The sequence below is a fragment of the Pseudomonas palleroniana genome, from assembly GCF_003031675.1.
GTDB classification, from domain to species: domain Bacteria; phylum Pseudomonadota; class Gammaproteobacteria; order Pseudomonadales; family Pseudomonadaceae; genus Aquipseudomonas; species Aquipseudomonas palleroniana.
This window is the reverse complement of record NZ_PYWX01000010.1, coordinates 40,852-66,697: the sequence shown is the minus strand read 5'-3', so window position 1 is coordinate 66,697 and position 25,846 is coordinate 40,852. Positions and strand designations below refer to the sequence as shown.

The window sequence follows — 25,846 nt, the reverse complement described above, 5'->3', positions numbered from 1 at the left end:
AATTTTCCGATCCATGGGCAAATCGCTGGTCATTGTGGAATCCCCGGCTAAGGCCAAGACCATCAACAAGTACTTGGGCAACGAGTACGTGGTGAAGTCGAGTATCGGCCATATCCGAGACCTGCCCACCAGCGGTTCGGCTAGCGCCAGCAAGGAGCCTGCCGCCAAGCGCGGCAAGGCGGCTGCGGGCGAAGGTCCGGTGCTCACCCCTAAAGAGAAAGCGCGCAAGCAACTGGTCTCGCGCATGGGTGTGGACCCGGATCATGGCTGGAAGGCCAAGTACGAAATCCTTCCGGGCAAGGAAAAGGTCATCGAAGAGCTGCGCCGGCTCGCCAAGGATGCTGACACCATCTATCTCGCAACGGACTTGGACCGCGAAGGGGAAGCCATTGCCTGGCACCTGCGGGAAGCCATCGGCGGTGACGACAGCCGCTACAAGCGTGTGGTGTTCAACGAAATCACCAAGAAAGCCATCCAGGAAGCCTTCTCCCAGCCGGGCGAGCTGGACATCGACCGGGTCAATGCGCAGCAGGCGCGGCGTTTCCTTGACCGCGTGGTGGGTTACATGGTCTCGCCACTGCTGTGGGCGAAGATCGCCCGTGGCCTGTCCGCTGGTCGTGTGCAATCGGTCGCGGTGAAACTGGTGGTGGAGCGTGAGCGCGAGATCCGTGCGTTCAACCCCGAAGAGTACTGGGAAGTCCACGCCGACCTGGGCACCGCCAAAGGCGCGAGTGTGCGCTTTGAAGTGGCCCGTGAGAAAGGCGAGGCGTTCAAGCCGCTGAACGAAGCCCAGGCCATGGCCGCGCTGGAAAAGCTCAAGGCTTCCAGCTACAGCATCGTCAAGCGTGAAGACAAACCGACCAGCAGCAAGCCGTCGGCTCCGTTCATCACCTCCACCCTGCAGCAGGCCGCGAGCAACCGCCTGGGCTTCGGTGTGAAGAAAACCATGATGATGGCCCAGCGTCTGTATGAGGCCGGCTACATCACGTATATGCGTACCGACTCCACCAACCTGTCGGTGGACGCGGTGGCAATGGCGCGTACCTATATTGAAAGCGAGTTCGGCAACAAGTACCTGCCGGAGAAGCCGAACGTCTACAGCAGCAAGGAAGGCGCCCAGGAGGCTCACGAAGCGATTCGTCCGTCCGACGCCAATACCACGCCCGCCAAGCTGAGCGGCATGGAGCGCGATGCTGAGCGCCTCTATGAGCTGATCTGGCGCCAGTTCCTGGCCTGCCAGATGCTGCCGGCGCAATACCTGTCCACCACGGTCACCGTGGCGGCTTCCGACTTCGAGCTGCGTGCCAAGGGCCGTATCCTCAAGTTCGACGGCTACACCCGTGTCATGCCGCAGATTGCCAAGCCTGGCGACGACGATGTGCTGCCGGACATGGCCCAGGGCGACAGCCTGAAGTTGATCAAGCTCGACCCGTCCCAGCACTTCACCAAGCCGCCGGCGCGTTATTCGGAAGCCAGCCTGGTAAAAGAGATGGAAAAACGGGGTATCGGTCGTCCTTCGACCTACGCCGCGATCATCTCCACCATCCAGGACCGCGGCTATGTGGCGCTGCATAACCGTCGCTTCTATTCGGAAAAAATGGGCGACATCGTCACCGAACGGTTGTCCGAGAGCTTCTCCAACCTGATGGACTACGGCTTCACTGCCGGCATGGAGGAGAACCTCGATGACGTGGCCCAGGGCGAGCGCGACTGGAAAAACGTCCTCGACGAGTTCTACGGCGACTTCAAGAAAAAACTCGAAGTGGCCGAAAGCCCTGAGAGCGGCATGCGTGCCAACCAGCCGGTGATGACCGACATCCCGTGCCAGACCTGCGGGCGGCCGATGCAGATTCGTACGGCCTCTACCGGCGTATTCCTCGGTTGCTCGGGCTACAGCCTGCCGCCAAAAGAACGCTGCAAGGCGACGGTCAACCTGGTGCCGGGCGATGAAATTGCCGCCGATGATGAGGGCGAATCCGAGTCGCTGGTCCTGCGTGGCAAGCACCGCTGCCCGATCTGCAGCACGGCGATGGACGCTTACCTGCTGGATGAGAAGCACAAGCTGCACATCTGCGGTAACAACCCCGATTGCAATGGCTACGAGATCGAAGAAGGTACCTACCGCATCAAGGGCTACGAAGGCCCGAGCCTGGAATGCGATAAGTGCGGCAGTGAGATGCAGCTCAAGACTGGCCGTTTCGGCAAGTTCTTCGGTTGCACCAACCCGACCTGCAAAAACACCCGCAAGCTGCTGAAGAGCGGCGATGCGGCGCCGCCGAAGATGGACCCGGTGAAGATGCCTGAGCTCAAGTGCGAGAAGGTCAACGACACCTACATCCTGCGTGACGGGGCTTCGGGCCTGTTCCTGGCGGCCAGCCAGTTCCCGAAAAACCGCGAGACCCGTGCGCCGCTGGTGCTGGAGATCGTGCCGCACAAGGATGAAATCGATCCGAAGTACCACTTCCTGTGTGAAGCGCCGAAGAAAGATCCGGACGGTCGCCCGGCCGTGATCCGCTACAGCCGCAAGACCAAGGAGCAGTACGTGCAGACCGAGGTGGACGGCAAGCCTACCGGCTGGAAAGCGTTCTACGACGGCGGCAAGTGGAAGGTGGAGGACAAGCGTCAGGGCGCTTGATCCACTGATCCGTGAAAGACAAAGGCCGCCTGCATGGGCGGCCTTTTTTGTGTTGAGCTCGCGAAAATCGTTAACGATAACGCGGGAAGCCAGGTACATAATGGCGTCCTCAGGTTTTTGCGAGCAAGCCCGCTCCAAACGTAGCCGGCATCACGTTCTATTCGTTGTGGAGACTGCCTTTATGGCCAACGAACTCTATACCCGTACCAACCAGAAAATTTACTTCGCGGGTTTGTCCCTGGATGCCCTTGGCCGCGCCGAGGAAGGGAAAGAGATGAACGCCATCGCGCTGGTCCAGGCGGGGCGTGAGGCCGCACTGTTTCATCTGTACGGCGCCTTGCTGGGGCTGTGCCATGAAATTGCCGGGTTCTATCGCCTGCCCCAGGCCGGCTCACCTCGTGCAGAGATGATCATGAGCCCGCAAGTGCTGGAAGCCATGGCCATCCCGGAACTGGCGGAATTGGTAGAAATGGCTCAAAACCCTGACAGTTGGGTCGCCCGCCTGCTCAAGGCTCATGCTGATATGTTCCAGCCGCCACGGGTTCGCCACGTGCCCAAGGGCGATGTGACCCAGCCGCTGATTGTGGCGGTTGCCCTGGAAGATGATGAACCCAAGCCATTGAGCCGCGAAGAGCTGGAAAGCTGGCGTCAGGAGCTGAAAAAGATGGCCTTGCGGTTTCGGGAAGGGTTGAACGAGTGCTGAGGCACCCCTATTGTTCGGGTGCACAGCACAAAGCACCGTTCATCAAGCTGTAAAGAAACCTCTTCAGAACCTCTGCGGGGCTGGGTGGATGACTGATATAATCCTGGCCTTTCGTGGAGAACACATTTTTATGCCAACGTCCTTTCTGGAAATTGTCGAGTTGCCTGACGGTCGAATCGAGCTGCGCCGCGCTGAGGACGAGGGTTCTCTGGTTATTCTGGATTTTTCCGAGGACGCAAAAGCGTTCCTGCAAGGCCAGCACGTGGAAGTGGCTAAAGCCATGTTGAGCGTGGGCGTACAGATGGCTGGTCGTCTGGCGGAAGGCGAGCCAGAGAAGGAAGATGGGCCACGCGTGCTTCACTGATTCCTGCTTTTGGACTGTGCGGTTTTAACTGATCCCTTCCTGTGGGCGCGGTTTTTGTAGTGAGCGGGCTTGCCCCGCGCTGGGCTGCGAAGCAGCCCCAAAACCAGGTGTCGCTTAGTTACTGATGTAGTGCGTTGGTCGATTTAAGATCGCTTGGTTTCTGATGTATCGCGTTGTTCAATTTGGGGCCGCTTCGCAGCCCAGCGCGGGGCAAGCCCGCTCACTACAGCCCCCGGCATTGAAAGTCCCCCCCCCCCGCATTGAATGCAGCATCCCGCTTTTACCCTAATCGAATATTCAAGCTTTGCGCGTCGCCTTCACGTGCGGCATTGATCAACTGTTGCTTTGCGCTAGCGTTCAGTGGGTTCAACCAGCTGACGACTGTATGGCTACGGCCCAGTCGCAAAGCTTCACAGGTCAATTGCTGGGCACTTTGCGTACCGCGCGGTTGCAACAGCAGGATGCGTTCGCGGTTGAGGCCGGCGTCCCGCAGCCAGGCCTGGGTCAGGCTGGCGGGCGGGGCGATCAGCGTCAGCCAGCGCGCGTCTTTCTCCTCGCTTAATTCGCGAAGGATCGGCGCCAGCAGGTTCAGGCAGCTCTCGGCAGCACCGCGCAACGACAGCTCGCTGAACGCCTCAGGTTCGGCGCTCCAAGGCGCTTCGACCGCTTCCTTGAGGATTGGCACAAGAGGTTGGGCCATGAAGGCCTCGAACAGCGACAGTTGAGTGTGCTGTGGGGTGTGCACGAGCTGCATGGTGCCTCCTTTAGCGGCGAATGACGCCGACGCTCAGGCCTTCGATCACCAGGTCCTGATCTTTCAGGTTGACTTCGATCGGGGCGAACTCAGGGTTTTCGGCTATAAGCCAGACCTTGCTGCCTTCGCGCTTGAAGCGTTTGACGGTCACTTCATCGCCAATACGCGCGACGATGATCTGGCCATTACGGGCTTCGCGGGTGGTATGGACGGCCAGCAGGTCTCCGTCGAAAATACCCACATCCTTCATGCTCATGCCTTGAACCCGTAACAGGTAGTCGGCGCGCGGATGGAAGAAGGTCGGGTTGATGTTGCAGGACTCCTCGACGTGCTGCTGCGCCAGGATCGGCGCGCCAGCAGCGACGCGGCCGATAATGGGTAGCGTCGACTCATCGGCCTTGGCTTCGAAGCCAGGGATGCGGATACCGCGTGAAGCGCCTGGGGTCATCTCGATCGCGCCTTTGCGAGCGAGGGCCTTGAGGTGTTCTTCGGCGGCGTTGGGAGACTTGAATCCCAGTTCCAGCGCAATTTCCGCTCGGGTCGGCGGGTAGCCGTTGTCATCGAGGCAGCGCTTGATAAAAGCCAGAATCTCAGCTTGGCGTGGCGTCAGTTTTAGCATGTTGATCGCTCTGTCTTTTTATACAGTGACTGGGATTATATACAGTGGACTGCGCTTGGCAATCATCCTTTTCGAGCGCTCCGCTGGACGGTCATTTGTCGGTGCGCCTGCAGGGCAGCGACAGCGCTGCCTATAGAGCCGCAAGGATGTGATTAAATAGCGCTGAAACAGGTGACTGCCCGGCCGGAAAATGGACCGCAGGCTTGACAAGACATACTCTGAAACGTATGTTTCAAACAAGTGTTTGTCAGGCGGAGTAGCCATGGCCCAGTCGGAAACCGTTGAACGCATTCTCGATGCTGCCGAGCAGTTGTTCGCGGAAAAAGGATTTGCTGAAACCTCATTGCGTCTGATCACCAGCAAGGCTGGGGTCAACCTCGCGGCAGTGAATTACCATTTCGGCTCGAAAAAAGCCCTGATCCAGGCGGTATTCTCGCGCTTCCTGGGGCCGTTCTGCGCCAGCCTCGACCGTGAACTGGAGCGTCGCCAGACCAAGCCGGAAAACAAGCCAAGCCTGGAAGACCTGCTGGAAATCCTGGTTGAACAGGCGCTGGTGGTGCAACCGCGCAGCGGCAACGACCTGTCGATTTTCATGCGCCTGTTAGGCCTGGCGTTCAGCCAGAGTCAGGGCCACCTGCGGCGTTATCTTGAAGATATGTACGGCAAGGTATTTCGCCGTTACATGTTGTTGGTCAATGAAGCCGCCCCACGTATTCCGCCGATCGAATTGTTCTGGCGTGTGCACTTCATGCTCGGTGCCGCCGCGTTCAGCATGTCCGGGATCAAGGCATTGCGCGCCATTGCCGAGACCGATTTCGGCGTCAACACATCCATCGAGCAGGTGATGCGCCTGATGGTGCCATTTCTCGCCGCCGGCATGCGTGCTGAAACCGGTGTGACCGATCAAGCCATGGCTGCCGCCCAATTGCGTCCTCGCAGCAAATCGACACCGGCCGTCGCCAAAGCATGACCGTGCCGGGTGTGCTTGGCTGCTGGCATCCGCTAAGCTAGCCACCATGCCGATTTCAGCTATTGACTCGCAACCCGTTGCTTTCACTCAGCGCCCAGTATGAAGGGGGCTGCGTGAGGGCAACGGGTTGTGTGCGTTATTTAAGGAAGGTTTATGACTGCTGCCCTGCAAGGTTCTTTGATGGTCGACGTTGCCGGTACCTGGCTGACGGCCGAGGATCGTCACCTGTTGCGTCAGCCGGAAGTGGGTGGGCTGATCATTTTTGCACGCAATATCGAGCATCCGCGCCAGGTCCGCGAGCTGAGCGCGGCCATCCGTGCGGTGCGCCCGGATTTGCTGCTGGCGGTCGACCAGGAGGGCGGTCGCGTGCAGCGCCTGCGCCAAGGCTTCGTGCGTTTGCCGGCGATGCGCGCCTTGGCGGATAACCCCAATGCCGAATACCTGGCCGAGCAGTGTGGCTGGATCATGGCAACTGAGGTGCTGGCTGTGGGCCTTGACCTGAGCTTTGCCCCGGTACTGGATCTGGATTACCAGCGCAGCGCCGTGGTCGGCACGCGCTCCTTCGAGGCTGACCCCGAGCGTGCGGCCGTGCTCGCCGGGGCGTTTATCCGGGGCATGAACAGCGCCGGCATGGCCGCTACCGGTAAACACTTCCCGGGGCACGGTTGGGCTGAGGCTGATTCCCACGTTGCTATTCCCAATGACGAACGCAGCCTGGAACAGATTCGCAACAATGACCTGGTGCCTTTCGCACGCCTGAGCAAGCAGTTGGCGGCAGTGATGCCTGCGCACGTGATTTATCCGCAAGTGGATTCCCAGCCCGCCGGTTTCTCGCGACGCTGGTTGCAGGACATCCTGCGCGGCGAATTGCAGTTCGACGGGGTCATCTTCAGCGATGACCTGTCCATGGCTGGGGCGCACGTGGTGGGCGACGCTGCGAGCCGTATTGAAGCGGCGCTGACAGCGGGTTGCGACATGGGGTTGGTGTGTAACGATCGTGCCGCCGCCGAGCTTGCACTCAGCGCGGCACAGCGTATGAAGGTCAAGCCATCGGCCCGCATTGCACGCATGCGTGGCCAGGCGATTGCATCGACGGACTACAAGCAGGACCCGCGTTGGTTGGTGGCGCTCACTGCGTTGCGCGAGGCTCAGTTGATCGACTGAACACCGCGTCGCGGCTATCGGGAGCAAGCCCCCTCCCACACTGATCGCGTTTCTTCAGATGAAACGCGGTCAAGTGCGGGAGGGGGCTTGCTCCCGATGACGGTCTGACCGTCAGCGCTTTTCCTGTTTGTTGGGCAACGGTGCAAACAACGCCTCGATATCCTCGTTGCCCAATTGCCAGTCCCCGGTCGTGCGACCATCCAGCACGCCTGCCGTCAAGTCGGACTTCTCCTTCTGCAGGTGCTGGATTTTCTCCTCCACCGTGCCTCGGGCAATCATCTTGTACACGAACACTGGCTTCTCTTGCCCGATGCGATAGGCGCGGTCGGTGGCCTGGTTTTCCGTGGCCGGGTTCCACCATGGGTCGTAATGGATCACGGTGTCGGCTTCGGTCAGGTTCAAGCCTACGCCACCCGCCTTCAGGCTGATCAGAAAAATCTGCAGTTTGCCGCTCTGGAAATCCTTCACCGGTGTACGCCGATCCCGGGTCTGGCCGGTCAACAGGGCGTAGGCGATGCCACGGTTTTTCAGCTCGGTCTCGATCAGGCTGAGCATCGAGGTGAATTGGGAAAACAGCAGGATTCGCCGCCCCTCTTCAAACAGTTCCTCGAGCATCTCCATCAGGCTGTCGAGCTTGCCGGAGCTGCTGCCCCGTACGGGCAAGGTCGCGTCGTTGACCAGGCGCAGGTCGCAGCACACCTGGCGCAGCTTGAGCAGTGCTTCAAGAATGATGATCTGGCTGCGGGCCACCCCCTTGCGGGTGATCTCGTCGCGCACCTTCTTGTCCATGGCCAGGCGCATGGTCTCGTACACATCGCGCTGGGCCTCATTGAGATCGACCCAGTGGATGATCTCGGTCTTGGGTGGCAACTCAGTTGCCACCTGCTCCTTGGTGCGGCGCAGCAGGAACGGTTTGATCCGACCATTGAGATGCTGCAATCGCACATCACTGGCGCGCTTTTCGATGGGCACGCGGTAATCGCGGTTGAAGCTTTTGACATCGCCCAGCCAGCCCGGCAGCAGAAAGTGGAACAACGACCACAGCTCGCCCAGGTGGTTTTCCAGTGGCGTACCACTCAGGCACAGGCGCTGCCGTGCATTCAGTTCGCGCGCCGCCTGGGCCGCCTTGCTGTTGGGGTTCTTGATGTATTGAGCTTCGTCCAGGATCAGCACATGCAAGGGCAGGGCGGCGAGCCGTTCGATGTCCTTGGGCAACAACGCATACGTGGTCAGCAGCAGGTCATAGTCCTGCAGGTTCGGGAAATGTTTCTTGCGTCCCGCACCGTACAGCGCCAATACCCTGAGCTGCGGTGTGAAGTGCGCCGCCTCATCCAGCCAGTTGGGAATCAGGCTGGTGGGCATCACCACCATGCACGGCCGGTCCAGGCGCCCGGCGGTTTTTTCACTGAGAATATGCGCCAGGGTTTGCAAGGTTTTACCCAGGCCCATGTCATCCGCAAGAATCCCACCGACGTCCAGTTGGCGCAGCGACTGCATCCAGCTCAAGCCTTCCAGCTGATACGGGCGCAAGGTTGCGTTCAGCCCTTCGGGCGCTATGCAGGTGAAATCCTTGATGTCGCGCAGGCGTTGGGCAAAGTTGCGGATTTTCTCGCCACCTTCCCATTGCAGTGGCAGGTCTTCGAGTGGGTTCAGGCGAATCGCGTCGGCCTTTGCCAGGCGCAGTGTGGTGGTGCCGGGATCTTGCAGATAAAACTCGCCAAGGGTGGCCAATACCGGTTTCAACCGGCCATAGGGCAGCGCTACTTGCAGCGGCCCATGACCATTGGGCAGCCCCGGGATATTCACCAGGATCAGCTCGTCATCGCGGCGCCGTGCGAGTTTTTCCGGGTTGAGAATTTCGGTGTGGGAGCGCATCAGGTTCAACAGGATCGGCAGCAGGCTCAGGCGCTCACCGTTGACGATAATCCCCAACTCCAGGTCGAACCAGTCGCGCTCCGGCCCTTCATCGACCGTGGCGTACCAATCATCGACGGCGCTCAGGTCGAAGCCGAAATCTTCATCGATCTGCAGCTCCCAGCCTTCGCTGCGCAAGGTGGGCGATGCATTGAGGGTGAAGTTCAGCCAGGCGCTGTCATTGACCATTTCGAACAGTTCGCCGGCGCTTTCCGGCAGGGCTTTGCTCTGCCGCGTAGCGATCTTGAAGCCCAGCAGGCGCAGTTGCTCGCGATAGCGCTGTTCCAGCTCGGGATGCCGCTTGATACGCAGGCTCTGGGTTTCCTGGCGCACGATGATGTCGGCGTTTTTCTGCCCGCTGACATAGTTGCCCAAATAATTGAACGACAACGCCGCACGGTGCTGGATATAGCGCTGCATCTTGCCGTTGCGCGGCTCGAACGCACTGAATTCGGCACTGGCCAGCCATAAGCGCGGCACGGGCGGCACATCTTCCATCACCACTTGCGGCAACACCACGCGGTTATCCAGTACGGCCTGGAGCTTTTCCAGCAGCTCGGCGTCCTGGGCGGCGGCCGGGTAAGCCAGGGTTTCCTGAACCTTGAGCAATACCGCCGCGATGTGTTTGCAGTTGGTGTGCACCGGGCAGGTACAGCGGCTGTCCACCAGAATCAGTGTGCCCTTGGCCGATTCGCGCAGTGAGATGGTCTGCCGGTAAACGTTGCTGCCGGAGCCTTCACAACTGGCGATGATGGTGCTGTCGCCGGACTCGACGATGCGCACGCGATTTTCCAGTGCATAACGCCGCCCGCGCTCCAAGCTCTGCTCTTTAAAGCGGTTGGCCCACGAGGGGGCCAGCGGTTTGGTCAATGACGACGTCAGGGGCATGGCGCTGGATCAGTCCTGAATGTCGGGCGGTGGTGCGCTGGGTGGCTTGGCGGTCAGCGAAGTGATCTTGATCAGCAGCGCCAGATGGCCGCCATCCAGGTAGTTGAGCTGGTTGTTCTTGGTGCGCACGTCTTTCTGGGCCAGGTGCTCGCTGGCGATCACGCTGCCATTGCTGTCGAACTGGTTGATCCAGAAGTCGGCGTCGATATCGGTGAAACGGCCCAATTGCAGGTTCAGCACGCCTTCGATAGGGAACTGGCCGAATTGTTCCTGGCCGTCGGTGATCGCGACTTTCACCGGTTGATCGCCAAGGTTCTGCTCCCAGGCTTTGTGCGCCAGCACGGTGTAGCTGTTGTCCGCATTGAGTTTGTCGACGATGTTGTTCAGGCGCGGCGGGCTGATTTTATCGTTGCCCAGGTGAACGGCACCGGCATCCCAGTTTTCCGGCGCGGCGCGGCTGTTGATCACCGGCTCCGCGTTCTGGCGTACCAGGATCATTTCCACCTGATACGGGCTGTCGGCAAAGGCCGCCGGTGCGAGTACCACCAACAGCAGGCTTAGGGTGCGGAGCAGGCGCATGGGGGCGTCCTTCAAGCGGATTTCGGAATGAGGCGCTCAAACAGCGCCTCCAGGGTATTAAAGCGTTCTTCGGCGCGTTCCATCGGGACCATGAATTTGAACAGCGTAGCCCCTTCGAACTTGTAACGGTTGGGCTGCCCCTGGATCAGCTTGATCAGCACCAAGGGGTCAACCGGCGTTTGCGCGGCAAATTCGATGCGCCCACCTTGAGGCCCGGCGTCGACCTTCTTGATCCCCAACTGCTCGGCCTGCAATTTGAGCAAGGTCAGGCGCACCAGGTTCTTGGTCGGTTCAGGCAACAGGCCGAAGCGGTCGATCATTTCCACCTGCAGGTCCTTGAGACCTTCTTCATCGGTGGCCGAGGCAATGCGCTTGTACAGGATCAATCGTGCATGCACATCCGGCAGATAATCCTCGGGGATCAGCGCCGGCAAGCGCAGGTTGATTTCCGGACCGCCACCCAAGGGTTGGTCGAGGTTCGGTTGCTCGCCCTTGCGAATGGCCTTCACGGCGCGTTCCAGCATTTCCATATACAGGGTGAAGCCCACCGCCTGGATCTGTCCGCTCTGGCCGTCGCCCAGCAATTCGCCGGCACCGCGGATTTCCAGGTCGTTGGTGGCCAGTACAAAACCGGCCCCCAGGTCCTGGGTGTTGGCGATCGCTTCCAGGCGCTTTTCGGCATCCCCGGTAATCTGCTGGCGTGGAGGCGTCAGCAGATAGGCGTAGGCCTGGTGGTGGCTGCGCCCGACGCGGCCACGCAACTGGTGCAATTGGGCCAGGCCGAACTTGTCGGCGCGCTCGATGATGATGGTGTTGGCGCTCGGCACGTCGATGCCGGTCTCGATAATGGTCGAGGCGATCAGCACGTTGAAGCGCTTGTGATAGAAGTCGCTCATCACCTGTTCGAGTTCACGTTCGCGCATCTGGCCGTGGCCGATGGCAATACGGGCTTCCGGCACCAGCTCGGCGAGGTCGGCAGCGCATTTCTCAATGGTTTTCACATCGTTGTGCAGGTAATAAACCTGCCCGCCGCGCAGCAATTCGCGCAGCAGCGCTTCCTTGACCGTGCTTTTGTTCTGCTCCATGACGAAGGTGCGCACCGACAAGCGGCGCGCCGGCGGCGTGGCGATGATCGACAGGTCGCGCATGCCCGACACCGCCATGTTCAGCGTGCGCGGGATCGGCGTGGCGGTAAGGGTCAGGATGTCGACTTCGCTGCGCAGGGCCTTGAGCTGTTCCTTCTGGCGCACCCCAAAGCGGTGTTCTTCGTCGATGATCACCAGGCCCAGGTTCTTGATCTTCACATCGTCCGACAGCAGCTTGTGGGTGCCGATCACGATGTCGATCTTGCCTTCGGCGAGATCGGCGACGGCGGCACTCACTTCCTTGGCCGACTTGAAGCGGCTCATCACTTCCACGGTCACCGGCCAGTCGGCAAAACGGTCGCGAAAGCTGTTGTAGTGCTGTTGGGCGAGCAGGGTGGTCGGCACCAGAATCGCCACTTGCTTGCCCGCGTGTACGGCAATGAACGCTGCACGCATGGCCACTTCGGTCTTGCCGAAGCCCACGTCGCCGCACACCAGGCGGTCCATCGGCTTGGGTGCGAGCATGTCGGCGCGCACGGCTTCGATGGTGGTTTGCTGGTCCGGGGTTTCTTCGAAGGCGAAGCCGGCGCTGAAGGTGGCGTAGTCGGCCTTCGGATCGGCGAACGCATAACCTTCGCGGGCGGCGCGGCGGGCGTAGATGTCGAGCAGCTCGGCGGCCACATCGCGCACCTGTTCGGCGGCTTTGCGCTTGGCTTTCTGCCAGGTCTCGGAACCCAGGCGGTGCAGCGGCGCCAAGGCGTCGTCGCTGCCGGTGTAGCGGGCGATCAGGTGCAGGTTGGCCACGGGCACGTAGAGCTTGGCGCCCTCGGCGTATTCCATGGTGAGGAATTCGGCGGCCTGGTTATCAATCTCCAGCGTCTGCAGGCCCAGATAGCGACCTACGCCATGGTCGATATGCACCACCGGTGCGCCTTCGCGCAGCTCGGTGAGGTTCTTTATGACCGCATCGTTGTTGGCGTCGGCACGTTTTTCTCGGCGGCGGCGCTGCATCACGCGTTGGCCGAACAGCGGGCTCTCGGCGATCAGCGCCAGGGCCGGGTCGTTCAACAACAAGCCCTCGTCCAACGGCGCAATGGTAATCGCCAGGCGATCTTTGCCCGCAACGAAGTCCGGCCAGTTGTCGACGGTTTTCGGGCGCAGCTTCAAGCGTTCCAGCAGCTCCAGCAGCACTTCGCGGCGGCCGGCGGATTCAGCGGTAAACAACACGCGGCCAGGGAAATCGCCGAGGAAATTCGACAGCGCTTCCAACGGCTGATTGGCCTTGGCTTCAATTGCCAGGTCCGGCAGCGTTTGCGCGGGGAAGCGCTCGCGGCCGCTGCCGGCTTCCACGTCTTGCTGGCTGGCAACCACGCGCGGCCAGCTTTTCAGGCGCGCGAAGCAGTCTTCCACCGGCAGGAACAATTCGGCGGGCGGTAATAAAGGACGGGACGGATCGACGCGACGCTCTTCATAGCGGTTACGCACATCGTTCCAGAAGTTCTCCGCCGCTTGTTCGATACCCGGTAGCGAGAACACCTGGGTGTCCTGGGGCAGGTAATCGAACAGGGTGGAGGTTTCGTCGAAGAACAGTGGCAGGTAGTACTCGATCCCGGCCGGCGTAATCCCACTGCTCAAATCCTGAAAGATCGGGCAGCGGCGGAAGTCCACGTCGAAGCGCTCGCGAAAGCGCGCCTTGAAGCGGGTCACCGCATCCTTTTGCAGGGGGAATTCCCGCGCCGGCAGCAGCTTGACCGAATCGACCTTGTCGATGGAGCGTTGGTTTTCCGGGTCGAAGGTGCGCAGGGTCTCGATTTCGTCATCGAACAGGTCGATGCGATACGGCAGTTTGCTGCCCATGGGGAACAGGTCGATCAGTGCCCCGCGCACGGCGAACTCGCCGTGTTCGTACACCGTGTCGACGCAGCGGTAGCCGCTGGCTTCCAGGCGCGTGCGCATCTGGTCCACGTCGAGTTTCTGGCCGACATCCAGCACCAGGCTGCTACCGAGCAGGAACTTGGTCGGCGCCAGGCGGTGCAGCGCCGTGGTGATCGGCACCACCAGTACACCGTGGGCCAACTCCGGCAAGCGATACAGGCTGGCGATGCGTTGGGAGATGATGTCCTGGTGCGGCGAGAACAGGTCGTAGGGCAGGGTTTCCCAGTCGGGGAAATGCAGCACCGGCAAATCGGGGGCGAAGAAGCTCAGCTCCTGCTCCAGCCGTTCGGCACTTTGGCTGTCGGCGGTGAGCAGCAGGGTAAAGCGCTTGGCTGCGCTGGCAGCCTCGGCAATGGCCAGGCTCAGGGCGGCACCGGGCAGGTTGCCCCAGTGCTGTTTACCTGCCGCGGCAGGGAGAAGCGGTAGACGCAGAACGGGCACGGAAGGTTGAGCTCCAAGCGTTGCGACAAAGTCGGTAATTGTAACGGCCCAAGGTGCCGCCTGTCAGTTGCTGACTGTGCCTAATGCGGTTTGTAGGAAATGTAGTGGCTAAGACAAACAAAGCTGCGTTTTGACTCAATATGTAGTGCCAAACGGTGCATGGTTTTCGGAGGGTTACGGACAAGTCGCCTGGGTCGCCTATCCGGCGGCCTTCTGGAAGCCGCGTATTTACTGGGCTGCAGCGGGGTGTCTGTTTTTGGCAAGCACTTTTTGTTGGCTTTGGCGCATTGCTCCGAGGGCGGTCGGGCGTCATAATGTAGCCCCTTTTTTCTGCCCCTACATGTGGAAGGTTCCCGTGACTCAGAAGCCCGACCAGTGTCTTGGTGAATGGATCGACCGTGAAGCACTCGCAGAAGCGATGATTCCGCTTATCGGTCAGCTGTACCGCAATAACAATGTGGTGAGCTCGATCTATGGCCGCAGCCTGATCAACCAGTCTGTCATTGCGATTCTCAAAGCCCACCGCTTTGCACGCCATCGCTCCGCCGACGACAGCGAACTCTCCGTCCACGAAACATTCCCGCTGCTCAAGGCCATGAGCGAGCTCAAGCTCGGCGCGGCCTCGGTAGACCTGGGCAAGTTGGCCTATAAATTCCGCAACGAAGGCAATGGCCGCAGCGCCGAGCAGTTCGTGCGTGAAGAAATGGCCGAGGTGATTGGCCAGCAAAACGCCGCTGCCCGTAAAGGCACCGACGTTGTCCTGTACGGTTTCGGTCGTATCGGCCGCCTGCTGGCGCGCATCCTGATCGAGAAAACCGGTGGTGGCGATGGCCTGCGCCTGCGTGCCATCGTTGTGCGCAAAGGCGCAGAGAACGACCTGACCAAGCGCGCAAGCCTGCTGCGTCGCGACTCGGTACACGGCCCGTTCAATGGCACCATCGTCATCGACGAAGAAAACAACACCATCACCGCCAACGGTAACCTGATCCAGGTGATCTACGCGAAGAACCCGTCCGAGGTGGATTACACCCAGTACGGTATCAAGGACGCCCTGCTGGTGGACAACACCGGCGTATGGCGTGATGCCGACGGCCTGGGCCAGCACCTGGCCTGCCCGGGTATCGATCGCGTTGTGTTGACCGCGCCTGGCAAGGGCAAGCTGAAGAACATCGTTCACGGCATCAACCACGGCGAAATCACCGCTGACGACAAGATCGTGTCCGCCGCTTCCTGCACCACCAACGCCATCGTGCCGGTGCTGAAGGCTGTGAATGACAAGTTCGGCATCGTCAATGGCCACGTCGAAACCGTTCACTCGTACACCAACGACCAGAACCTGATCGACAACTTCCACAAAGGCGATCGCCGTGGTCGTAGCGCCGCGTTGAACATGGTAATCACCGAGACCGGTGCCGCCACCGCTGCTGCCAAGGCATTGCCTGAGCTGGCCGGCAAGCTGACCGGTAACGCGATCCGCGTTCCAACGCCAAACGTGTCGATGGCCATTCTCAACCTGAACCTCGAGAAAGCCGCCACCCGTGAAGAAATGAACGAGTACCTGCGCTATATGGCGCTGCACTCCGATCTGCATAAGCAGATCGACTTCGTCAATTCGCAGGAAGTGGTATCCACCGACTTCGTTGGCTCGCGCCACGCCGGTGTGGTGGATGCCGAGGCGACCATCACCCAGGACAACCGCGTTGTCCTGTACGTGTGGTACGACAACGAGTTCGGCTACAGCTGCCAGGTGGTTCGCGTGATGGAAGACATGGCTGGGGTCAACCCGCCTGCGTTCCCGCGCTAAGCATCAGCCGTAATGAAAACGCCCCGACATGTCGGGGCGTTTTTTTGTCTGCGGTTCAGTGTTCAGCGAACGACGGCGGCCTCGGCAGTGCGCAGCGCATGCCGGTTGCCCTTGAACAGGACCAGGGTCGCAATCAACCCCAGCACGGCCGCGCCACTGAGCCAGATCCCAGGTGCCGCCTTGTTGTCCAGTACGTGGATCAGGTAGGTACAGGCCGCAGGGGTAAACCCGCCGAACGTTGCGGTCGCCAGGCTGTAGGCCAGGGAGAAACCGGTGGTACGCACGTCGACCGGCATGATCTCGGTGAGCGCCACTACCATCGCACCGTTGTACGAACCGTACAGGAACGACAGCCACAACAGCACGATCAGCAGATGGCTGAAGCTTGGATTGGCCACCAGCCAAGACAGGGCCGGATACGCCGTGAGGATCGCCAGAATCGTCGCCCCCATCAGCAGGGGTTTACGCCCGATCTTGTCGGACACAGCACCCATTACCGGCAGCCAGATAAAGTTGGAAATCCCCACGCACACGGTCACCAGCAGGGCATCGAAGTCCGACAAGTGCAACTCCGCCTTGCCGAAGGTCGGCGTGTAGGCCGTGATCAGGTAGAACGATACAGTGGTCATCACCACCAATGCCATGCCGGCGATGACGATGCCGAAGTTCTGGCCGATCGAGCGGACGATTTCCTGCAGGGTAGGGCGGTGTTTACGTGCCTGGAATTCAGGGGTTTCCTCCAGGGAGCGGCGAATCACAAAGATCACCGGCACGATCAGGCAGCCGATCAGGAACGGCACGCGCCAGCCCCAGTCACCCATTTCTTCGGGGCTGAGCCAGTGGTTCAGGCCCACGCCGAGCAGGCCGGCGAATACCACAGCGGCCTGTTGGCTGGCGGACTGCCAACTGACGAAAAAGCCCTTGCGGCCGGGTGTGGCGATTTCCGCCAGGTACACCGAAACGCCGCCCAGCTCCACGCCGGCGGAGAAGCCTTGCAGCAGGCGGCCTAGCAGTACGATCAGTGGCGCCGCGACACCCAGGGTGGCATACCCCGGCACGCAGGCAATCAGGATGGTGCCGGCGGCCATCAGCGCCAGGGTGATCACCAGGCCTTTTTTACGGCCGTGACGGTCAATGTAGGCGCCGAGGAAGATCGCACCCAGCGGGCGCATGAGGAAGCCGGCACCGAACGTCGCCAGGGACAGCATCAGGGACGCGAAGGCGCTGTCGGTGGGGAAGAAGGTCTTGGCAATGGCCGTGGCGTAGAAGCCGTAGACCATGAAGTCGAACATTTCGAGGAAGTTACCGCTGACAACGCGAAAGATCGCTTTGCCTTTGCCCGTTGACGTGGACATGTCATGCACTCATTTTGGCTATCTTATTGGTGATCCCTGGTCGCTGGTCATCCTTGCTGCAAAGTCGCTACGCGAGGCTTCACTGAACAGTTTTGTAACCATATGTGTATTAGCCATGCCAGGCAATAAAAACCGATAGTCAAGTGACTGGTTGTCGCAGTTATTGCAATTTCCTGGATCTGTCGTTAAGTCAATACTGGCCTATGACGCGACCAAGGGTTAATGTGCGCGGCGTTGAGCCTTATATAGACTGTGCCCCGGTTCACACACTTGAGCCGAATTGTCCTTCATGACCGCTGGCCGCGGCATGATTTAGCCAGGCGTCCAACCGTGCGCCTGGCCTGTTCTGAGGAGTACGCATGGCTGTCTACAACTACGACGTGGTGGTACTGGGTTCCGGCCCGGCTGGAGAAGGTGCGGCGATGAACGCTGCGAAGGCAGGGCGCAAGGTGGCGATGGTCGATAGCCGTCGCCAGGTCGGCGGTAACTGCACCCACCTGGGCACCATCCCGTCCAAGGCTTTGCGTCACTCGGTGCGCCAGATCATGCAGTTCAACACCAACCCGATGTTCCGGGCCATTGGTGAGCCGCGCTGGTTCTCGTTCCCGGACGTGTTGAAAAGTGCCGAGAAAGTCATCGCCAAGCAGGTGGCGTCGCGCACCGGTTACTACGCCCGTAACCGTGTCGACCTGTTCTTCGGCACCGGCAGTTTTGCCGACGAGCAAACCGTTGAAGTGGTGTGCTCCAATGGTGTGGTCGAGAAGTTGGTGGCCAAGCACATCATCATCGCCACCGGTTCGCGCCCGTATCGCCCGGCCGATATCGATTTCAACCACGCGCGTATCTACGATAGCGACACCATCCTCAGCCTGGGCCACACCCCGCGCAAACTGATCATCTACGGCGCCGGCGTGATCGGCTGTGAATACGCCTCGATCTTCAGCGGCCTGGGCGTGTTGGTGGAATTGGTGGACAACCGCGACCAGTTGCTGAGCTTCCTCGACTCGGAAATTTCCCAGGCGTTGAGCTACCACTTCAGCAACAACAACATCACCGTGCGCCATAACGAAGAATATGAGCGGGTCGAAGGTCTGGACAATGGTGTGATCCTGCACCTCAAGTCCGGCAAGAAGATCAAGGCCGACGCCTTGTTGTGGTGCAACGGCCGTACCGGCAACACCGACAAGCTGGGCATGGAAAACATCGGGGTCAAGGTCAACAGCCGTGGCCAGATCGAGGTGGACGAGAATTACCGCACCTGCGTGCCGAACATCTACGGCGCGGGTGACGTGATCGGCTGGCCAAGCCTGGCCAGTGCGGCGCACGACCAAGGCCGTTCGGCGGCGGGCAGCATCGTCGACAATGGCAGCTGGCGCTATGTGAACGACGTGCCGACCGGGATCTACACCATTCCGGAGATCAGCTCGATCGGCAAGAACGAGCACGAACTGACCAAGGCCAAGGTGCCTTATGAAGTGGGCAAGGCGTTCTTCAAGAGCATGGCGCGTGCGCAGATCGCCGGCGAGCCGCAAGGCATGCTGAAGATCCTGTTCCATCGCGAAACCCTGGAAGTCCTCGGCGTGCATTGCTTCGGCTACCAAGCTTCGGAGATCGTGCATATCGGCCAGGCCATCATGAACCAGCCGGGTGAGCAAAATACCCTCAAGTATTTCGTCAACACCACCTTCAACTACCCGACCATGGCCGAAGCCTATCGGGTAGCGGCCTACGACGGCCTCAACCGGCTTTTTTGAGCGGCTCCGGCCGGTGGCCTGAGCCGGCCGGGGAGACCGATTTCAGTAATTCTCGAGGGTGGCAGTGGCCAAACCGGGAAAGTCTGTAATCAGGCTATCTACGCCGAAGTCGGCGAGCCTGCGCATCAGCGCAGGTTCGTTGACTGTCCACACGGACACGTGCAGGCCCTGACGCTGGGCTTTTTCCAGGCGCTCAGGGGTGCACAACGTCCAGTTCAACGCCAGGATCTCACAGCCATAGTTCTGCGCGATTTTCAGCGGGTCGAGCCAGGCATACTCGGCAACCAGGCCGCGTGACAGGTCCGGGGTCAGTTCCAGCGCCGCCTTCAACACTTCCCGCGAGCTTGAGGTCACGGTGACCTTGTCCATCAGGCCAAAGCGTACGGCCATTTCCCGAATCGCCAGCACGGTGGTGGCGGCGCGGGTGCGTGAAGCGCTTTTGACTTCCAGTTGCCAGTGATCGAAGTCGCACTGTTCGAACAGTTCTTCCAGGCGGGGAATCGGGCACGGCTTGACCCAGCCCGGGCCGCCTTTGCGTGCGTCCATCTTCACAAGGTCGGCCGCCGAATACTCGACGACTTTGCCGCGCCGGTCGGTGGTGCGCTTGAGGGTCGGGTCGTGGATGACCATCAACTCGCCGTCCATGGACAGGTGCAGATCCAGTTCGCAACGGCGTACACCGTGCTTGAGGCACTCCTGAAAGCTGGTCAGGGTGTTTTCCGGTGCTTCGCCTTTGGCACCGCGATGGCCGTAGATCAGGGTCACAATTGCTCCTTAATGCCAGGTCTGCTGGCCGGGTAAAGATGAATCAAGTGTCTGGGGCGTTGCTCTTTTCCCGCGCCAAGCGGCGTTCCTGTGCTTGTTTCTGCAGGATGTAGCGCGCCAGCAATTGGCGTTGGGCATCGGTCATGGCTTCGAATTCGGTGCCCACGTCAAAACCACTGCCCTTGGGGTCGCAATGGGTTACCCGCGCACGCAGCAGCAGGCCAAGGGCCTGGGGCATGAGCACCAGCTTGACGGCGAGGTGAGCGCCGGTGGCCAGCGGGGTGGGGTGTTGGAAATCGATGCCCCCTTCGGAAATGATCACCGGCTGCGGTGCGCCGACCTCATCGAGCAGGCCGCGGGCCATGATCTGGCTGAGCAGGTCCAGGCGTTTGTTCTGCACGCGCAGGAACGCGGCGAGGGTGCGATCCTTCTCACTGAGCTGGCGTAACAGGTGTTGGGCTTCGAATTCACTGAGGTGCAGCTCGCTGAGCAGATTGAACAGCGGCGAATCATCCTGCAACACTTCCTTGCTCGCGGCTTCGGGGGCGGACAGGCATTTGATTTGGAGTGCGATCATGTCGTCGATACGGTAGTATTCGCGGCGCTCTTCTTCATCTAATGTCGACATGGCGAACCCCAGGTAACGGTAATGGTCAGAGTGTAAAGCTGCTTACCAGACCCCGCCACCGGGACGTCTTCTTTTCCTCCGAACAAGCCCCGACATGTTCAGACCTCTCTTCGTATTCATTGGCACGCGTTATACCCGTGCAAAGCGCCGCAATCATTTTGTGTCGTTCATTTCCTTGACCTCGATGATCGGGCTCGCCTTGGGCGTGGTCGTGATGATCGTGGTGCTGTCGGTCATGAACGGCTTCGACCATGAGATGCGCACCCGCGTGCTGGGCATGGTGCCCCACGCGACCATCGAGGCCGATTCGCCCATCAGCGACTGGCAAAGCCTGGCCGACAAGGTCAAGCAGAACCCCAAGGTAGTGGCCGTGGCGCCCTTTACCCAGATGCAGGGGTTGCTGACCAACGACGGCAAGGTGCAGAAGATCCTGCTCAATGCCATCGACCCGGCCGAGGAACGCAAGGTCTCGATCATCGATAAGTTTATGCTGCAAGGCAAACTCGATGACCTGGCGCCCGGCAGCTTCGGCATCGTGATCGGCGACAAGGCCGCGGCCAAGCTCGGTGTGGGGGTGGGCGACAAGCTGACCTTCGTCGCGCCGGAAGTCACCGTGACCCCGGCGGGCATGTTCCCGCGCATGAAGCGCTTCACCGTAGTCGGCACCTTCCACGTGGGCGCCGGCGAAATCGACGGCTACCTCGGCCTGACCAACCTCACCGACCTGGCCCGCCTGCACCGTTGGCAGCCGGATCAGGTGCAGGGGCTGCGGCTGAAGTTCAACGACCTGTTCGATGCACCGCGCGCGTCGTGGGAAATCGCCCAGCACTTGGGCGACAGTCAGTACTACGCACGCGACTGGACCCGCACCCACGGCAACCTCTACCAGGCCATTCGCATGGAAAAAGCCATGATCGGCCTGCTGTTGCTGCTGATCGTCGCCGTGGCGGCCTTCAACATCATTTCCACGCTGGTGATGGTGGTGAATGACAAGAAGGGTGACATCGCGATCCTGCGTACCCTCGGCGCCACGCCGGGGCAGATCATGGCGATCTTCATGGTGCAGGGCACCGTGATCGGCGTGGTCGGCACGTTGATCGGCACCGCTGTCGGCATTCTCGCCGCGCTGAATGTCAGCGCCGCCATCGCTGCACTGGAAAAAGTTATCGGCCACAAGTTCCTCAACGCCGACGTCTACTTCATCGACTACCTGCCGTCCCAGGTTCAGGCCCAGGACGTGTTGATGGTCGGCGGTGCCGCGTTGGTCTTGAGTTTCCTTGCCACCCTGTATCCAGCCTGGCGCGCGGCACGTACCCAGCCAGCACAGGCCTTACGTTATGAGTGAATCGGGCATGAGTGAAAAAGCAATCCTGAGCTGCCGCAACCTGGGCAAATCCTACGAGGAAGGCCCGGAGTCGGTGGTGGTGCTGTCCAACCTGCAACTGGAACTTCATCCTGGCGAGCGCGTGGCGATCGTCGGCAGTTCCGGTTCCGGCAAGAGTACCTTGCTCAACCTGTTGGGCGGCCTGGATACGCCGTCGGCGGGCAGCGTCTGGCTGGCCGGTGAAGAATTGTCGGCCCTGGGCGAGAAGGCCCGTGGCCAACTGCGCAACCGTTCACTCGGTTTTGTGTACCAGTTCCACCACCTGTTGCCGGAATTCACCGCCCTGGAAAACGTATGCATGCCGCTGCTGATCGGCAAGACCGCCATCCCGGAAGCGCGCCAGCGCGCAAAAGCGCTGTTGGAACGTGTCGGCCTGGGGCATCGCCTGGAGCACAAACCGGCCGAGCTGTCCGGCGGTGAACGCCAGCGCGTGGCGATTGCCCGTGCCCTGGTCAACAACCCCGGGCTGGTGATGCTGGATGAGCCCACCGGCAACCTCGATACCCACACGGCCCAGGGCATCAAGGACTTGATGCTGGAACTGAGCACCCAGATGCGCACCGCGTTCCTGGTGGTTACCCATGACATGAGCATGGCCCGCCAGATGGATCGCGTGTTGCACTTGCAGGAAGGTCATCTGGTCGCCATCTGACCCGTTTCAAGCCCGGCGCCGGACGTCGGGTTTTCCATTTTTTCAACGGTGCCCGCGAATGTTCAGACCGTTATCGATTTTCATCGGCACGCGCTATACCCGCGCCAAGCGCCGCAACCGTTTTGTTTCGTTTATCTCGATGACCTCGATGATCGGTCTCGCCCTGGGCGTATTGGCGATGATCGTGGTGCTGTCGGTGATGAACGGCTTCCAGCGCGAAATGAGTTCGCGCATCCTCGGCATGGTGCCCCACGCCACCATCGTAGGCGTGAACCCGATCAATGACTGGCAGCCGGTGGCTGCGGCCGCCATGAAGAACCCTGAAGTCACGGCGGCCGTGCCGTTCACGCAGATGGATGGCATGTTTTCCTACAAAGGTGCGATGCAGCCGATCGAGATCAGCGGCGTCGACCCGGCCCAGGAAGGCAAGGTATCCATCGTGGCCCAGCACATCGTGCGCGGCAAACTGGATGACCTCAAGCCAGGCGAGTTCGGTGTGGTGGTGGGCGAAATCACCGCACGGCGTTTTCGCCTGAACGTGGGTGACAAGCTCACCCTGATCGTGCCGGAAGTCAGCACTGCACCGGGGGGCATCACGCCGCGCATGCAGCGTTTGAACGTGGTCGGTATCTTCAAGGTCGGCGCCGAGCTGGATGGCTCCATGGCCTTGATCCACATGGCTGACGCGGCAGAGATACAGCATTGGCAGCCGAACCAGGTGCAAAGCGTGCGCCTGGCGGTGAAAGACCTGTACGCAGCGCCCAAGGTCTCGGCGGATATCGCCGCCAGCCTGGGCGCCGCTTACAAGGCCGATGACTGGACCCACACCCAGGGCAGCCTGTTCAGCGCGATGAAGATGGAAAAGACCATGATCGGCCTGCTGTTGCTGATGATCGTCGCCGTCGCTGCGTTCAACATCATCGCCACCCTGATCATGGTCGTGAACGACAAGGGCGCGGATATCGCGATCCTGCGCACCATCGGTGCCACGCCACGCCAGATCATGGCGATCTTCATGGTGCAGGGCACGGTCATCGGCATCGTCGGCACCTTGATCGGTGGCGTGCTCGGTGTGATCGCGGCATTGAACGTGAGTGAACTGGTGGGCTGGCTGGAGCGGGTGACCGGGCAGCATATCTTCAGCTCGGATGTGTATTTTGTCAGCAACCTGCCCTCGGAACTGCAGGGCGGCGATGTGTTGCTGATTTGCACGGCCGGGTTTGTGCTGAGCTTTTTGGCGACGTTGTACCCGGCTTATCGGGCGGCGAAGATCGAACCGGCGCATGCGCTGAGATATTCGTAGGGTTCGAGACCGCTATCGGGAGCAAGCCCCCTCCCACATTTGGATGTATTCACAATTCAAAATGTGGGAGGGGGCTTGCTCCCGATAGCGCCGGCCCATCTTGCATCAAATCCCGGCGGGCAACTCAATCACAAACCGCGTCCATCCCGCCTCGGACTCACAGAAAATCCTCCCCCCATGCGCCCGCACAATCGACTGGGTAATCGCCAGTCCCAGCCCTGCATGCTCGCTACTGCCTTCACGGCGCGCCGGGTCGGCCCGATAGAACCGGTCAAACAACCTCGGCAGCACTGCCGCTGGAATACCTTTACCGGTGTTTTCCACGCAAAGCCTCACCCCGTTCTGCAGGCGCACACGCACTTCGCCCCCCGCAGGCGTAAAGCGCAGCGCGTTATCCAGCAGGTTCGACAGTGCCCGGCGCAGCATCCCGCGATCACCCGTCGTCTGGGCCGTCCCCTCGCGAACCAGGCTGATCTGTGCGTCTTCGGCCAGCAAGGTGAAGAACTCCAGTAACGCATCCACTTCATCCGCCAACGCCAACGCTTCCCGCTTGGGTACCAGCAAACCGTGATCCGCCTTGGCCAGGTACAACATGTCATTCACCAACTGCGCCATCCATTGCAGCTCTTCCAGATTGCTGTGCAGGGCCTCCCGATAGTCCTCGAGCGGGCGCGGTTGGGTAAGGATGACCTGGGTCTGGGTCAACAGGTTGGACAGGGGCGTGCGCAGTTCATGGGCGATGTCGGCGGAGAACGCCGACAGGCGTTGGAAGGCATCATCCAGGCGGCCAAGCATGGCGTTGAAAGCCTGCGCCAGTTCGGCCAGTTCCACCGGCATTTGTTCCTGGGGCAGCCGCTGGGTCAGCGAGTGCGCGGACACACCGGCGGCCACTTCCCCCATGCGTCGCAATGGCCGTAACCCACTGCGTGCCGCCCAGGCGCCGAGCAGGGCGGTAGCCAGGGCTGATAGCCCGACGGTGAGCCAGATCAGGTGTTGCATGCGTTGCAGGAAGTGCTGGTGGTGGGTGATGTCGAGTATCAAGGTCAGTTGCGGCGAGTCGGGCTGGCCTGCTCTCAGGGGCGCGTTATACACCCGGTACTCGGTGCCGGCACTTTGCAGGCTGTGCAGGCCGGGGGCCTCGGGCAGGCTAATGCTGGGCGCGTTGTCCAGCCAGCGCTGGCCGGCGGCGCTGATGCGCAGCGTCATGTCCTGCTGGTGAAGGAGTTCGGCGCGCAGTTGTGCTTCGCGTTGGGCGAACGACTGCGGCGAGTCGACACCCTGCAAAGTCGCACGCAAGGCCAGCAGCTTGTTGTCGAGCTGTTGTTGGTCCAGCTCAAGGAAGTGCGCTTCGCTGGCACGGTTGAACAGCACGCCGGCCAGCAACGAGACCACCGCCGTGCAGGCGGCAAACAACAGTGCCAGGCGGCTGGCCAGGGATAAACGCTTGATCAATTGGCGCGTTCCTCCAGCACATAACCCATGCCGCGCACGGTGTGGATCAGTTTGTTGGCGTAGTGATCGTCGACTTTCAAGCGCAGCCGGCGGATGGCCACTTCGATGATGTTGGTATCGCTGTCGAAGTTCATGTCCCACACTTGGGAGGCGATCAAGGTCTTGGGCAGCACTTCGCCCTGGCGCCGCAGCAACAGTTCGAGCAGGGCGAATTCCTTGGCGGTCAGGTCGATACGCTGGCCGTCCCGTTCGACACGGCGGCGGATCAAGTCCAGGCGCAGGTCAGCCAGTTGCAGTGCAGTTTCCTGCGGGGTGCTGCTGCCACGGCGCAACAGGCTGCGTACGCGGGCCAGCAGTTCGGAAAACGCGAAAGGTTTGACCAGATAGTCGTCGGCCCCCAGTTCCAGGCCGTGCACGCGGTCTTCCACGGCATCGCGGGCGGTCAGGAACAACACCGGGAGCTCCAGGCCGGCGCTGCGCACCGCTTGCAGGATCTGCCAGCCGTCGCGGCCCGGCAGCATCACATCGAGGATCAGCAAGTCGTAGTCGCCGGTCAGTGCCAGGTGCTGGCCTGTGGTGCCGTCAGCCACCAGCTCGGTGGTAAACCCAGCTTCGGCCAGGCCCTGGCGCAGGTATTGGCCGGTCTTGGGTTGGTCTTCGACGATCAGCAGTTTCATGGGCAGCTCTTGGCAACGGGG

The 25,846-nt window shown here is 60.8% G+C and carries 20 protein-coding genes; 10 read left to right on the top strand and 10 right to left on the bottom strand.

The features are described from left to right. The first annotated feature begins 13 nt into the window (after positions 1-13). From topA to C9383_RS02730, 3 genes are all read left to right on the top strand, one after another. Positions 14-2,635, top strand: a complete 2,622-nt coding sequence (gene topA, locus C9383_RS02740) for a type I DNA topoisomerase (RefSeq protein WP_060753144.1) — start codon at positions 14-16, stop codon at positions 2,633-2,635. A 181-nt stretch (positions 2,636-2,816) separates the two neighbouring features. Beyond that, positions 2,817-3,338: a DUF6586 family protein gene (locus C9383_RS02735; RefSeq protein ID WP_060753145.1), complete on the top strand. Its 522-nt coding sequence runs from the start codon at positions 2,817-2,819 to the stop codon at positions 3,336-3,338. Between the two features lie 130 nt (positions 3,339-3,468). Continuing rightward, positions 3,469-3,702: a hypothetical protein gene (locus C9383_RS02730; protein WP_017254451.1), complete on the top strand. Its 234-nt coding sequence runs from the start codon at positions 3,469-3,471 to the stop codon at positions 3,700-3,702. A 280-nt stretch (positions 3,703-3,982) separates the two neighbouring features. Here the strand turns inward: C9383_RS02730 and sulA are convergent, their stop codons facing one another. Beyond that, positions 3,983-4,456, bottom strand: a complete 474-nt coding sequence (gene sulA / locus C9383_RS02725) for an SOS-induced cell division inhibitor SulA (RefSeq protein ID WP_090366160.1) — start codon at positions 4,454-4,456, stop codon at positions 3,983-3,985. Positions 4,457-4,466: 10 nt separating this feature from the next. Then, the gene (lexA, locus tag C9383_RS02720; protein ID WP_090366159.1) at positions 4,467-5,075 is read right to left on the bottom strand and encodes a transcriptional repressor LexA; all 609 of its coding nucleotides are present in this window, start codon (positions 5,073-5,075) and stop codon (positions 4,467-4,469) included. Positions 5,076-5,337: 262 nt separating this feature from the next. Between lexA and C9383_RS02715 the strand changes: the two genes are divergently transcribed. After that, positions 5,338-6,045 (top strand): TetR/AcrR family transcriptional regulator, encoded by a 708-nt coding sequence (locus C9383_RS02715; protein WP_053255043.1) that lies wholly within the window; start codon positions 5,338-5,340, stop codon positions 6,043-6,045. A gap of 153 nt (positions 6,046-6,198) precedes the next feature. Then, positions 6,199-7,209 (top strand): beta-N-acetylhexosaminidase, encoded by a 1,011-nt coding sequence (gene nagZ / locus C9383_RS02710; protein WP_060753148.1) that lies wholly within the window; start codon positions 6,199-6,201, stop codon positions 7,207-7,209. A 111-nt stretch (positions 7,210-7,320) separates the two neighbouring features. Here the strand turns inward: nagZ and C9383_RS02705 are convergent, their stop codons facing one another. Genes C9383_RS02705 through mfd form a run of 3 tightly spaced genes read right to left on the bottom strand, consistent with a single transcriptional unit; the run spans position 7,321 to position 14,051 of the window. Then, the gene (locus C9383_RS02705; RefSeq protein ID WP_090366157.1) at positions 7,321-10,011 is read right to left on the bottom strand and encodes a DEAD/DEAH box helicase; all 2,691 of its coding nucleotides are present in this window, start codon (positions 10,009-10,011) and stop codon (positions 7,321-7,323) included. Between the two features lie 9 nt (positions 10,012-10,020). Beyond that, complete coding sequence (locus tag C9383_RS02700; RefSeq protein WP_090366155.1) at positions 10,021-10,590, bottom strand: CsiV family protein; 570 nt, start codon at positions 10,588-10,590, stop codon at positions 10,021-10,023. Between the two features lie 11 nt (positions 10,591-10,601). Then, positions 10,602-14,051 carry a transcription-repair coupling factor gene (gene mfd / locus C9383_RS02695; protein WP_060753151.1) on the bottom strand — a complete coding sequence of 1,150 codons (3,450 nt, stop codon included), beginning with the start codon at positions 14,049-14,051 and terminating at the stop codon, positions 10,602-10,604. Positions 14,052-14,391: 340 nt separating this feature from the next. On the opposite strand from mfd, the gene C9383_RS02690 reads away from it, so the two are divergent. Continuing rightward, a complete protein-coding gene (locus C9383_RS02690) occupies positions 14,392-15,855 on the top strand; it encodes a glyceraldehyde-3-phosphate dehydrogenase (RefSeq protein WP_060753152.1) in 1,464 nt (487 codons plus the stop codon). A gap of 62 nt (positions 15,856-15,917) precedes the next feature. Here the strand turns inward: C9383_RS02690 and tcuC are convergent, their stop codons facing one another. Then, on the bottom strand, positions 15,918-17,210 hold the full coding sequence (gene tcuC / locus C9383_RS02685; RefSeq protein WP_090366154.1) for an MFS transporter: 1,293 nt from the start codon (positions 17,208-17,210) through the stop codon (positions 15,918-15,920). A gap of 359 nt (positions 17,211-17,569) precedes the next feature. Here tcuC and sthA point away from each other — a divergent pair, with 359 nt between their 5' ends. Continuing rightward, a complete protein-coding gene (gene sthA / locus C9383_RS02680; RefSeq protein ID WP_060753154.1) occupies positions 17,570-18,964 on the top strand; it encodes a Si-specific NAD(P)(+) transhydrogenase in 1,395 nt (464 codons plus the stop codon). A gap of 42 nt (positions 18,965-19,006) precedes the next feature. Here sthA and C9383_RS02675 read toward each other — a convergent pair whose 3' ends face one another. Together C9383_RS02675 and C9383_RS02670 are read right to left on the bottom strand one after the other, a co-directional pair. Then, positions 19,007-19,729: a glycerophosphodiester phosphodiesterase gene (locus C9383_RS02675; protein ID WP_060753155.1), complete on the bottom strand. Its 723-nt coding sequence runs from the start codon at positions 19,727-19,729 to the stop codon at positions 19,007-19,009. Between the two features lie 43 nt (positions 19,730-19,772). Next, the gene (locus tag C9383_RS02670) at positions 19,773-20,357 is read right to left on the bottom strand and encodes a PilZ domain-containing protein (RefSeq protein ID WP_090366152.1); all 585 of its coding nucleotides are present in this window, start codon (positions 20,355-20,357) and stop codon (positions 19,773-19,775) included. A 94-nt stretch (positions 20,358-20,451) separates the two neighbouring features. On the opposite strand from C9383_RS02670, the gene C9383_RS02665 reads away from it, so the two are divergent. Genes C9383_RS02665 through C9383_RS02655 form a run of 3 tightly spaced genes read left to right on the top strand, consistent with a single transcriptional unit; the run spans position 20,452 to position 23,696 of the window. Further along, on the top strand, positions 20,452-21,702 hold the full coding sequence (locus C9383_RS02665; RefSeq protein ID WP_060753157.1) for a lipoprotein-releasing ABC transporter permease subunit: 1,251 nt from the start codon (positions 20,452-20,454) through the stop codon (positions 21,700-21,702). A 7-nt stretch (positions 21,703-21,709) separates the two neighbouring features. Beyond that, on the top strand, positions 21,710-22,393 hold the full coding sequence (gene lolD / locus C9383_RS02660) for a lipoprotein-releasing ABC transporter ATP-binding protein LolD (RefSeq protein ID WP_162843511.1): 684 nt from the start codon (positions 21,710-21,712) through the stop codon (positions 22,391-22,393). Positions 22,394-22,451: 58 nt separating this feature from the next. After that, a complete protein-coding gene (locus C9383_RS02655) occupies positions 22,452-23,696 on the top strand; it encodes a lipoprotein-releasing ABC transporter permease subunit (RefSeq protein WP_090366151.1) in 1,245 nt (414 codons plus the stop codon). 105 nt (positions 23,697-23,801) lie between these two features. On the opposite strand, the gene C9383_RS02650 is transcribed toward C9383_RS02655, so the two are convergent. Together C9383_RS02650 and C9383_RS02645 are read right to left on the bottom strand one after the other, a co-directional pair. Continuing rightward, positions 23,802-25,148 (bottom strand): heavy metal sensor histidine kinase, encoded by a 1,347-nt coding sequence (locus C9383_RS02650; RefSeq protein ID WP_090366149.1) that lies wholly within the window; start codon positions 25,146-25,148, stop codon positions 23,802-23,804. Next, entirely contained in the window at positions 25,145-25,825 is a 681-nt protein-coding gene (locus C9383_RS02645) for a heavy metal response regulator transcription factor (protein WP_090366148.1), read from the bottom strand. The genes C9383_RS02650 and C9383_RS02645 overlap by 4 nt, the downstream gene beginning before the upstream one ends. Positions 25,826-25,846 lie beyond the last annotated feature (21 nt).

Excerpts from the sequence above, each read along its gene's own strand:
- lexA (WP_090366159.1), bottom strand. The coding sequence starts at position 5,075 with ATGCTAAAACTGACGCCACGCCAAGCTGAGATTCTGGCTTTTATCAAG.
- C9383_RS02705 (WP_090366157.1), bottom strand. The coding sequence starts at position 10,011 with ATGCCCCTGACGTCGTCATTGACCAAACCGCTGGCCCCCTCGTGGGCC.
- C9383_RS02670 (WP_090366152.1), bottom strand. The coding sequence starts at position 20,357 with ATGTCGACATTAGATGAAGAAGAGCGCCGCGAATACTACCGTATCGAC.
- C9383_RS02645 (WP_090366148.1), bottom strand. The coding sequence starts at position 25,825 with ATGAAACTGCTGATCGTCGAAGACCAACCCAAGACCGGCCAATACCTG.
- topA (WP_060753144.1), top strand. The coding sequence starts at position 14 with ATGGGCAAATCGCTGGTCATTGTGGAATCCCCGGCTAAGGCCAAGACC.
- C9383_RS02735 (WP_060753145.1), top strand. The coding sequence starts at position 2,817 with ATGGCCAACGAACTCTATACCCGTACCAACCAGAAAATTTACTTCGCG.
- tcuC (WP_090366154.1), bottom strand. The coding sequence starts at position 17,210 with ATGTCCACGTCAACGGGCAAAGGCAAAGCGATCTTTCGCGTTGTCAGC.
- C9383_RS02665 (WP_060753157.1), top strand. The coding sequence starts at position 20,452 with ATGTTCAGACCTCTCTTCGTATTCATTGGCACGCGTTATACCCGTGCA.
- C9383_RS02690 (WP_060753152.1), top strand. The coding sequence starts at position 14,392 with ATGTGGAAGGTTCCCGTGACTCAGAAGCCCGACCAGTGTCTTGGTGAA.
- nagZ (WP_060753148.1), top strand. The coding sequence starts at position 6,199 with ATGACTGCTGCCCTGCAAGGTTCTTTGATGGTCGACGTTGCCGGTACC.
- lolD (WP_162843511.1), top strand. The coding sequence starts at position 21,710 with ATGAGTGAAAAAGCAATCCTGAGCTGCCGCAACCTGGGCAAATCCTAC.
- C9383_RS02700 (WP_090366155.1), bottom strand. The coding sequence starts at position 10,590 with ATGCGCCTGCTCCGCACCCTAAGCCTGCTGTTGGTGGTACTCGCACCG.
- C9383_RS02715 (WP_053255043.1), top strand. The coding sequence starts at position 5,338 with ATGGCCCAGTCGGAAACCGTTGAACGCATTCTCGATGCTGCCGAGCAG.
- C9383_RS02730 (WP_017254451.1), top strand. The coding sequence starts at position 3,469 with ATGCCAACGTCCTTTCTGGAAATTGTCGAGTTGCCTGACGGTCGAATC.
- C9383_RS02655 (WP_090366151.1), top strand. The coding sequence starts at position 22,452 with ATGTTCAGACCGTTATCGATTTTCATCGGCACGCGCTATACCCGCGCC.
- sthA (WP_060753154.1), top strand. The coding sequence starts at position 17,570 with ATGGCTGTCTACAACTACGACGTGGTGGTACTGGGTTCCGGCCCGGCT.
- sulA (WP_090366160.1), bottom strand. The coding sequence starts at position 4,456 with ATGCAGCTCGTGCACACCCCACAGCACACTCAACTGTCGCTGTTCGAG.